This is a genomic window from Chloroflexus sp. (assembly GCF_049970315.1).
GTDB lineage: Bacteria > Chloroflexota > Chloroflexia > Chloroflexales > Chloroflexaceae > Chloroflexus.
In genome coordinates, this window is sequence record NZ_JBMFNE010000007.1 from 150044 (window position 1) to 159245 (window position 9202).

The window sequence follows — 9202 nt, forward strand, 5'->3', positions numbered from 1 at the left end:
GAGGGAGGAGTTCATGCAGAAGACGGACTTCATCAAGGCTGTGGCCGAACGAGCAAAGGTTTCGCAGAAGGAGACGAAGCAAATCATCGATGCTGCGCTCGAGGTGATCACTGAAGCGTTGGCGCGCGGTGAGAAAGTAACGTTGACCGGCTTTGGTACGTTTGAGGTGCGCTCACGGCAGGCGCGTGAGGGTGTGAACCCGCAGACCCGCGAGAAGATTCACATCCCCGCTACCAAGACCCCCGGTTTTAGCGCGAGCAGCACGCTCAAAGAGGCGGTGAAGGGTTAGTATTGTGGCGTAGGGACACAGTGTATTGTGTCCCTACGATTGTGTCCTCGTCGGTATGTTGTCGCGTTTCCCCCTATTCTGACCCTACCTCACGGTATCGTTACCGGTTCCGCCGTGATGACCCAGTTGTGAAACATTGCATCTAAGCTACAGGCGCAGGCCTCTTCAGCAGCACGGAGGAGATCAGGGCCGGCGATTTCGCGATAGCGAGCAGCCGCAACGTACCCTTTCAAGAAGTCATTGAATGCTGCTTCGCCGATCTGTTGGCGGAGGGCGTGAAAGAAGAGTGCCCCTTTGGCGTAGACAACCGGCACGTAGCGGCCGTTGACTAACTCCGATGGCGGTGTCGCTAATGGGGCATCACCGCTACGTTCGCGCAGTCGCCGATAGGCGGCACGGAAGGCGTCTAGTTCGGTTTGAGCTTGGGTGAGATTATCGGTCATCTCATAATACAGGATTTGACTGTAACTGGCCAAACCCTCATCGAGCCAGGCTTCACCTTGTGCATCGTTGCCTACAAGACCATACCACCATTGATGACTGATCTCATGGGCAATGGTCGTTTCGAGCAAATGGTCGTTGCGCCGGTATAGGCGCTGTTCGATCAGCACAACACCCGGATATTCCATTCCATAAAATTGGGTCAGCGCCGCTTGGATGATCTCGAACTCGGCATACGGATACGCACCAAATCGTTGGTTGAAGATGCGCAAAGCTGTGGTTGCGATTGCCAGACTACGGGTACCGGCGTCAGGATCGTTGGCCTGGACGTAGCTAATGACTCGTGTTCCGTCAACGTCGGCGCTGGTTGCTACCAGCCCCTGTAGGGCTGCGAGGTAGAACTCACGCTGTGGTCCGCTGACAAAGCGTACCCGTTGGCGACCGTCGGCGAGTATGTGTTGTTCGAGTTGGCTGCCGCTCGTCACCAATTGCCAATCTACCGGTGCTTCAACCGTGACATCGTACAGCGCAATCGCACTCACCGTAAAATCACCGCGTGACACAATTGGACGGGTGTCCCAACCGATGCCTTCGATGTAGCGGGCCAGCATTGGATAAAACGAAGCGATTGACCATACCCCCGCTTCAAAATTGTAGGCGCCGAAACTCTTCCGGCTGGCGTTACGCGGGGTACGGGCGGTGAAGGTCATGGCCACGGTAGTACTCTGGCCGGGAGCAATGGGGTGTGGGATCTGTAACCCGATCAGTGTGTCGTTATGGAGGGTACGTGAAGGGACGGGAATGTCATCAATCCGAGCCGACGTCACATCGAGCCTGCCGCCAAAATCGGGGTGATTGGGGTAGAGATGAAACCAGATCGTATCGAAATCGACCGTTGTGCGATTGGTAAGCCGCACAGTTAGATTGCCACTGAGTTGTAATGCCGCCGGATCGAGCTGAATCTGCATCGTGTAGCGATCCCAGTCTTGATAGGTGAGATCGGTAATATAATCCGGCTGCATGGCAATGGTTTGCGCTGTAATGAACGGATCGACGACCGCGGTAGCCATGGCTGGTTCGTCGCGAAAGACGGCCGGTTGTATCCACGAGCCGGAACCGATCAGGGTGATGACAATAAGCAGTATGAAGCGTATCATGCTCTTAATCATAGCATGCCTTGCCCGGCACCGAATATCTGATGGCGCGACACTCTATCTGTGTTCCAACCGGTATCGGTTGTGCTACCATGCAGGACAGCAACGAGCGTATGGGGATCACCGATGTTAAACCGTCTTTTTGGTCGCGGTAACCGTCAGCAGACCGATACCCGTCTATCGGTCGTTCGTGGCGATCGGCCCGGTGTACCGATACGGTTGAAGGTAGCGATGATCGTTCACGATCCGCCAGTTCCCGAACGAGGTGGGGCAGTGCTGAGCCGGGTGATGGGCTGGTACGATGCCGATATGTTGGCCGAGCAGTATATTGCCGATCTCCGTGCGTGTTCGGGGGGGATTGCCGATTACCAGATTGTGATGCGGCGATATTATACCGACTTTCCGGTCAAAATTGATGGTTTTCGGTACAATAGTGCGATGTATTTGGCGGCTTGGGAACGGCGTATCCCGTTTCATCAACCCGATGAAGCCGATTATGAGCGATTACTCGACCAAATCGGGTTGGCTAATGAGATTGCACGTGGTGAGATTGATGAGCTTTGGCTGTTTGGTTTTCCCTATGCCGGCTACTACGAAAGCCGGATGATCGGCGCCGATGCCTTTTGGTGTAATGCCCCGCCTTTACGTTTACCCGATGTGCAACGCCGCTATATTGTCATGGGGTTTAACGTCGAACGTGATGTAGGATGTATGCTCGAAAATTTTGGCCATCGCGTCGAGTCGATTATGGCCCACGTCTATCGCCACCATCCCCCAGAGCGTAATCTGTGGGTACGTTTCACCCAACTCGATGAGTGTGGTAACGTTCATTTTGCTCCCTCAAGTGAGCGTGACTACGATTGGGGTAATCCACGACCGGTGTGGTCACGGGCCGATGCGTGGTATCAGTTTCCCGACCTGAATGCACCGGCCCGACTAATGCACTGTACCGAGTGGGGTGGCGGTGATATGCGTTTGCATCATCTCTGGTGGCTCGATCACCTGCCGCGGGTTGCTGGTGAGACCGATGGCGTGCTCAATAATTGGTGGCAGTACGTATTGCAGCCATGGATAGTAGTATGAAGCCGGTTGCGCAATTGGTGCAACGCTGGCAGCAGATGATACACTATTTCGGTAGTGGGCAGCGCACGCTATAGAGTCGGATTAGGCGTATGTTATGATCGTCACACACCGGCAGTAACACGTATGCTAGCGCGGGCAGGTGCCCAGATTGTGGCAATGCCGGCTGATGATGATCTCATGGGCGATCCACGGTTTCCACGCACGCATGCTGCTGATACGGTTTTGCGCGCGGTTGAGAATCGGGTTGCTATAGTTGTCGGGAACACCATCGGGATGGCGTTGGCCGTTGATCCGGTCGGCCGCATTGTGTTTGCGATCATGATCAACCAGCCCGTAGCAGAAGCCGGACAGGTATTCACCGTTCCTGAACGGCCCCTCTACACGGCTGCTGGCGATTGGTTTGGTTGGTTCAGCATCGTTGCCGTTGGCAGTTGGTTACTGGTCAGTACCACACGGCAAACGAGCGGTGCTACACTGAAGCACCCCGGTCGTAGGCGCTAGAAGATAATCTGGTCGGCATTAACCTGGTCGAGGCTGCTCCATGGCGAGCGCACTTGTTCGGCGCGTAATTGGCCGCGCCAACTCAAGATCAACAGTATTGCGCCGGCCACCGCGATCAGCGTCAGTGCGCTGAGGTAGACGGCGATATAACCATTTGCAACGACCCCGCTCATACGTCCGATCACATCGCGGGCCAAGCCAGCACTAATCGTGCCTATCCCTTGGGCTAAGGCCTGGGTAATGCCCCAGAGCGCGATAAAGAGACCAGCATGAGCGCGGTCGCACAATCCCATCACCAGCGAAAGACCACCGACGATTAACATCCCGCGTCCCATACCGATGAGAGCAATCCCGCCCAGGAACTGACCGATATGATCGGGGGTCGTTGATAGACTAATCGTCGCGAAACCAAGAATGCCCAACAACGTCGAACTACCGAGTAGGCGCAGTGCCGAATGACCACGCCAGAGCAGCCAACCGGTCAGCACGATGGCGGTAAGCATACCGCCGCCCCACACTGCGGTCAAGCGGGTCGTTTCGGCGACGGTCATACCCAATACCTGCCCGCCATACGGTTCGAGCAAGACATCATGAACGGCGAAGCCGGTTGTAGCGAGGGCCAGCACGATAAACAGATTACGTAGTGGACGTTGAGCGGCCAGCATCCGCAGCGATTCACCGAGCGTTTCGCGTACCCGCACCGGTGTAAAGTCGACCAACTCACCGTTTGGCTTCAGCCGCTCTTGATCGAGCATTGACATAAATGTGAGGAAGACAAAGGCAAGCGCCGAGCCTTGCATGACTTGTATCAGGCGAGTATGACTGTAGTCAAGCAACAGCTCGCCGATCAACAGCGATCCGACAATCGTGCCCAAGACTAGCGCCACCCACAACACACTCAACACCCGCCCACGCTCTTCCGGTGGCGTCACGTCACTGACAATCGCGAGATAGATCGTCTCGGCAATATTGACCCCTAACCCGTAAGCAAAAAAGATGGCAAAACAAACGATGACTGCGAGGGGAAAAGGTAAAAACCCTTCACCACTGAGCAAAATCAGCGAGAAAGGTGCGGTCGCTAAACCGCCGTAGGTAAGCATTGCACCTAACACAAGATACGGTGTACGCCAACGCCCGGCAGCGCGATGGATGTCAGAACGATAGCCAAAAATGGCACGGGCTGGCGAAATAAAATAGTGCAGCGCCAACAAGGAACCAACCAGAAAAGCGGCGATGCCTAACTCATTGATCAGAACGCGGTTGAGCGTACCGGTGAGTGGCGCTAGTGAAAGCCCCATCCCAAATTGGAACAGACTCAGGCGAAACACACGTAGCCACATTCGCACCCGGGGATGGGCTTCCAACCAGTGTTGCACCTGACGCACCGGACGCAGCAAGGTATCTGCCATCGCCATAGCAAGGCTCCTCGTGCTAAAAGCAAGGTTGTAGTGTCATATTATAGCACGCACGGACATGCAATATAAAATATGGTATGCATCAATAGGAGCGAAACAGCTCTGCGGGATAGTGCTTCTGTGGTATGATGATAAGCACAACTTGTTTTTCGCTACCACATCGTATGATTCTATGAATCGCATTACCGAAACCTTTGCTCGCCTACGATCATCTGGGCGAATCGCCCTGATGCCATACCTGACGGTTGGTTTTCCCGAACGGGAAAGCACGCTTGAGTTGGTGCCGGCGTTGGAAGCGGTGGGAGCCAGTCTGTTTGAACTGGGCATCCCTTTCTCGGATCCATTAGCCGATGGTGCAACCATCCAGCGCGCGACGCAGCGTGCGTTGGAGAACGGAGTGACGATTGCCGATTGTATTACTACGGTGGCCCAACTACGTGCTCGGAATGTCAAGGCTCCGTTGCTCTTAATGGGCTACTACAATCCGTTGTTACGTTATGGCCTCGAACGGGCTTGCGCCGACTTAGCCGCTGCCGGTGGTGATGGTTGGATCATTCCCGATCTGCCGCTTGAAGAGGCGGCCGAGTTGCGCCCAATCGCGGCTGCCCACCATCTTAATCTCATTATGTTCATTGCGCCAACCACACCGCCGACCCGGGTCACGCAGATTGTGACTCACGCGAGTGGCTTTCTCTATATCGTGTCGTTGACCGGTGTTACCGGCGCCCGGCAGACGTTAGCTGCTAACCTTGCCGATCTGATCACCACAGTACGTCAACAAACCGATCTGCCGCTCGTGGTCGGTTTTGGTATCAGCCAGCCATCCCATGTCGCGGAGGTGGCTCGGTTGGCCGACGGGGCAATTGTGGGGAGTGCGTTGATCGACCGGCTTGAACGGTTGGCCCCATCGGAGCGGGTATCCGGTGCTATGGCCTACATCCGTGAATTGGTGAGCGCGACCGAACGTGTACATTAGCACGGCGCGTATGAGGTGGTGTCGAGCTAAAGGGGTGTTCTCAAGCCGTTTGAGGAGAGGAGGAGATCATGGAAGCGCGAGCATACGTGTTGATCGAGGCCGAGTCCGGAAAGATCGGCGAGGTGCTGACTGCATTGCGCGCGATTGATGGTCTGATCGCGGTTGATGCTGTGACCGGCCCGTATGACATCGTTGCTACCGTCCAAACCCCTGATCCGCGTCAGATCGGTCGGCTGGTTATGAACGATATTCACGCGATTAGTGGGGTGAAGCGAACCATCACGTGTATGGTTATCGGGTGAGATCGCGTGGGTGAGAGGAGCTGTGTGATGGCCGAGTATGTGTTGGAGAGGGGCAAGGTTCACCACAAATGGGACAATAGTCTACCACCGGCAATCGAGATTGAGTCAGGTGACGTTGTCCATTGTGAGACGGCGGAAGTGACAAATAATCAGGTGACACCCGGGTGTGACGCAAGCGTATTGATGAATCTCGATTTTTCCCAACTTTACCCGTTGGCCGGCCCGATCTTTGTCAAGGATGCGCAGCCCGGTGATATTCTTGCAGTTGAGATTCTCCGTCTCCAACCGCTTGATTGGGGGTGGACGGGTATCATTCCTGGTTTGGGGTTACTCGCCCAAGATTTTACAGAACCTTATATCCGCCACTTTGATCTCAGTAACGGTCAAACGGCGCCGTTACGCGATGATATTCATATTCCACTCCAACCCTTCTGCGGTACGATGGGGGTTGCGCTCGATGAACCCGGTGCATTTGATGTCTTGCCAACCGGAAAAGGCGGTGGCAATATCGACACGCGCCACCTCAATGTCGGTGCAACATTGTATCTGCCGGTGTTTGTACCCGGAGCACTCTTTTCGGCGGGTGATTGCCACGCAGCGCAAGGTGATGGCGAAGTGTGTGTAACCGGGATCGAGTGTCCGATGCAATTTTCGCTGCGTTTTCACGTGATCAAGGGACGCTCACTCAAGCCGTGGCGTTATCATTTTCATACGCCGCCTGGCCCGATTCAACCGGCTTACGATGCTCGTGGCTATTACGTGACGACGGCAATTGGGCCTGATTTGATGGAGAATGCCCGCAATGCGGTGCGTGATATGATCGAGTGGTTGACCGACAATTATCAGCTTAGTCGGGAAGATGCATATGTGTTGTGTAGTTTGGCCGGCGATCTACGGATTAGCCAGATCGTTGATGCGCCCAACTGGTGTGTATCATTCTACATGGCACTGAGTGTGTTTCGGTCATAACATGTCTGGCGGAGAAACTGTATTGGTTCGCACGTTGTGCGAAAGGTTAAGCTAAGATACTGCGGATGGTATGGTAGCGATACGAACAGGGTTGGGTGTGAACACTAACCGTCTGGTGGTTGTGTTTAGGCTGAGTTGACGGTCCGCGCTTTCTCGCTACCATACCGGGTAGTCTGTATATCTGTGGGTACGGATGTGATGGCACACGATCCTTCACCTGCGCGCCGATTACGATGGGCTGTACGTGGTGCGTTGATACTGGCGTTCGTGGCAATGGTGTTGGGTGGGCTGTTTACAGCCGTGATCGGTCTATTTACCGGACAACTCTCCCCGGACGCCGGTTGGGAACAGTGGCTGTCTGTGCTACTCCCTTCAATTCTGATATGGGGCATTGGCGCACTCCCGTTTGGTGCTGCATTAGGCTTTTTTGCCTCACATATCTGGCGTGAAGGTTGACTCTTCGCCTTAACCGGGGTATAATCAAGGCGCGTTCGGGGCGTAGCGCAGACCGGTAGCGCACCTGAATGGGGTTCAGGAGGTCGCTGGTTCAAATCCAGTCGCCCCGACCATACGGTGAACGCTGGCAAGTGTTGCTTGCCAGCGTTTACGTATTTTTGTGCATTTTCTTCGTTCCGTAAACGGTCTTTTCGGCGGCGATACCGTAAAAATGAGTGATTGTTCTTGACACCTCCCATTATTCAGCGCTATACTGCAAGCATGTGGCGAACACCATTCGCGCTGCTATTGCGTTCCCTCAACGCATAACTTCTCTTTTTCAGGCGGCGCCAACACATCATGTGGGAGGAACCGGGATGGCGACTATTAGCCTGCAAGATGCCTATACACAAGCCAGAACATTCCTCGAGGCAAACCAGATTGAGCAGGCAATTGGCCTGACCCAGCATATTCTCACCTACCATCCCGATAATTTGGAAGCGCAGCGGATTCTCGGCGAAGCGTATTTAGCACAACGCGATTTGTCGGCTGCGATTGCTACGTTTGAGCAAGTGTTGCAGGCCGATCCAGAAAATATCCCGGCCCACGTTGGTCTTGGCATGGCGTATGAGTGGCAAGGCCGTCTTGATAAGGCAATTGCTGAATTCGAGCAAGCGCTAGAAATTCGGCCTGACATGCCCGAATTACGCGCTCAGTTGGTGCGCCTCTACACCGAGGCTTGGGGTAGCGAGCACGCCGCGTTGCGCCTCAGCCGCTCTGGTTTGGCACGCCTGTATGCGCGTGGTTATATGCTGCCACAGGCGATCAATGAATTTAAGCACTTTATCGCTGAACATCCTGAACGCCTTGATGCCTGGGTTGGTTTGATCGAGGCCCTGTGGCGTCATAGTCAACTCGATGAAGCTGCCGAAACGTGTCGCAAAGCGTTGCAGCTTAGTCCTCATTTGCTGAAAGCCCATCTTGTCCTCGGTACAATCTTGCTTCAGAAGGGCGACCAAAGTGGGATCGAACATTGGCGAGCTGCGCAACGACTCGATCCCTATCAGACGGTCGCTAGTGTGTTGTTTGAGAAGTTGCCGGTCGGTGTGCCGATTCCCGATGTGTCACTACCGGCATGGGACGAAGCAGAGTGGCGGGCGAAGCGGGCTGCCGCTGCTTCGCCGGCAGCAACCGCACCGGTTGATGATTTCTTTGCTGACGAGAGTTGGCTGACACCGGCGGTACAGCCGGCTCCGGTTGCTGCCGGTGTTTCAGATGATGATTTATTGGCGATGCTACTCTTCTCACCTCCGACCACCCAGGTTGTGGAGTCGCGACCCGCGGTCGTGGGGGGAGATGAATTTGATGCTTTTAATTTGTCCGGTGCAAAGGTGACCCCTACCGGCTTGACTCTCGATGAGATTGGTGTGCAAGTTTCAGAGCCATCTGCCGAGCCAGAACTTCAGCCGTTCTCGCTGGCGGATTTGGGGTTGTCGGCGGAGGAGATCGCGCAGTTCGAGGGGACGGCGGCGCCAAGCGCGTCCGCTGAGCCGGAACTAAAGCCGTTCTCGCTGGCGGATTTGGGGTTGTCGGCGGAGGAGATCGCGCAGTTCGAGGGGACGGCGGCGCCAAGCGCG

Annotated in this window: 10 protein-coding genes and 1 tRNA gene; 9 read left to right on the top strand and 2 right to left on the bottom strand. The window is 55.1% G+C overall.

Annotation, left to right across the window (positions count from 1 at the left end; all coding sequences use genetic code 11):
• Positions 1-13: 13 nt before the first annotated feature.
• Positions 14-289: an HU family DNA-binding protein gene (locus tag ACP5OT_RS07320; protein ID WP_287905153.1), complete on the top strand. Its 276-nt coding sequence runs from the start codon at positions 14-16 to the stop codon at positions 287-289.
• 89 nt (positions 290-378) lie between these two features.
• On the opposite strand, the gene ACP5OT_RS07325 is transcribed toward ACP5OT_RS07320, so the two are convergent.
• Positions 379-1887 carry a M1 family metallopeptidase gene (locus ACP5OT_RS07325; protein ID WP_428131764.1) on the bottom strand — a complete coding sequence of 503 codons (1509 nt, stop codon included), beginning with the start codon at positions 1885-1887 and terminating at the stop codon, positions 379-381.
• A gap of 123 nt (positions 1888-2010) precedes the next feature.
• Here ACP5OT_RS07325 and ACP5OT_RS07330 point away from each other — a divergent pair, with 123 nt between their 5' ends.
• Both ACP5OT_RS07330 and ACP5OT_RS07335 read left to right on the top strand, forming a co-directional pair.
• Positions 2011-2967, top strand: coding sequence for a hypothetical protein (locus tag ACP5OT_RS07330; RefSeq protein WP_424674833.1), 957 nt, complete (start codon positions 2011-2013; stop codon positions 2965-2967).
• Between the two features lie 54 nt (positions 2968-3021).
• The gene (locus ACP5OT_RS07335; protein WP_424674832.1) at positions 3022-3468 is read left to right on the top strand and encodes a nitrilase-related carbon-nitrogen hydrolase; all 447 of its coding nucleotides are present in this window, start codon (positions 3022-3024) and stop codon (positions 3466-3468) included.
• On the opposite strand, the gene ACP5OT_RS07340 is transcribed toward ACP5OT_RS07335, so the two are convergent.
• Positions 3465-4883, bottom strand: a complete 1419-nt coding sequence (locus ACP5OT_RS07340; protein WP_424674831.1) for a BCD family MFS transporter — start codon at positions 4881-4883, stop codon at positions 3465-3467. The genes ACP5OT_RS07335 and ACP5OT_RS07340 overlap by 4 nt on opposite strands.
• A 172-nt stretch (positions 4884-5055) precedes the next feature.
• Between ACP5OT_RS07340 and trpA the strand changes: the two genes are divergently transcribed.
• The 6 genes from trpA to ACP5OT_RS07370 form a co-directional block, all read left to right on the top strand.
• The gene (trpA, locus tag ACP5OT_RS07345) at positions 5056-5859 is read left to right on the top strand and encodes a tryptophan synthase subunit alpha (RefSeq protein ID WP_424674830.1); all 804 of its coding nucleotides are present in this window, start codon (positions 5056-5058) and stop codon (positions 5857-5859) included.
• A gap of 68 nt (positions 5860-5927) precedes the next feature.
• Entirely contained in the window at positions 5928-6161 is a 234-nt protein-coding gene (locus tag ACP5OT_RS07350; protein ID WP_015941527.1) for an Lrp/AsnC family transcriptional regulator, read from the top strand.
• A gap of 27 nt (positions 6162-6188) precedes the next feature.
• A complete protein-coding gene (locus tag ACP5OT_RS07355) occupies positions 6189-7130 on the top strand; it encodes an acetamidase/formamidase family protein (RefSeq protein WP_015941528.1) in 942 nt (313 codons plus the stop codon).
• A 198-nt stretch (positions 7131-7328) separates the two neighbouring features.
• Positions 7329-7586 carry an ABC transporter ATP-binding protein gene (locus ACP5OT_RS07360; RefSeq protein WP_424674829.1) on the top strand — a complete coding sequence of 86 codons (258 nt, stop codon included), beginning with the start codon at positions 7329-7331 and terminating at the stop codon, positions 7584-7586.
• A gap of 36 nt (positions 7587-7622) precedes the next feature.
• Positions 7623-7699 (top strand) — tRNA-Pro (locus ACP5OT_RS07365).
• A gap of 243 nt (positions 7700-7942) precedes the next feature.
• Positions 7943-9202, top strand: a 1260-nt coding sequence (locus ACP5OT_RS07370) for a tetratricopeptide repeat protein (RefSeq protein WP_428131768.1), incomplete at its 3' end; no start/stop codon positions are given.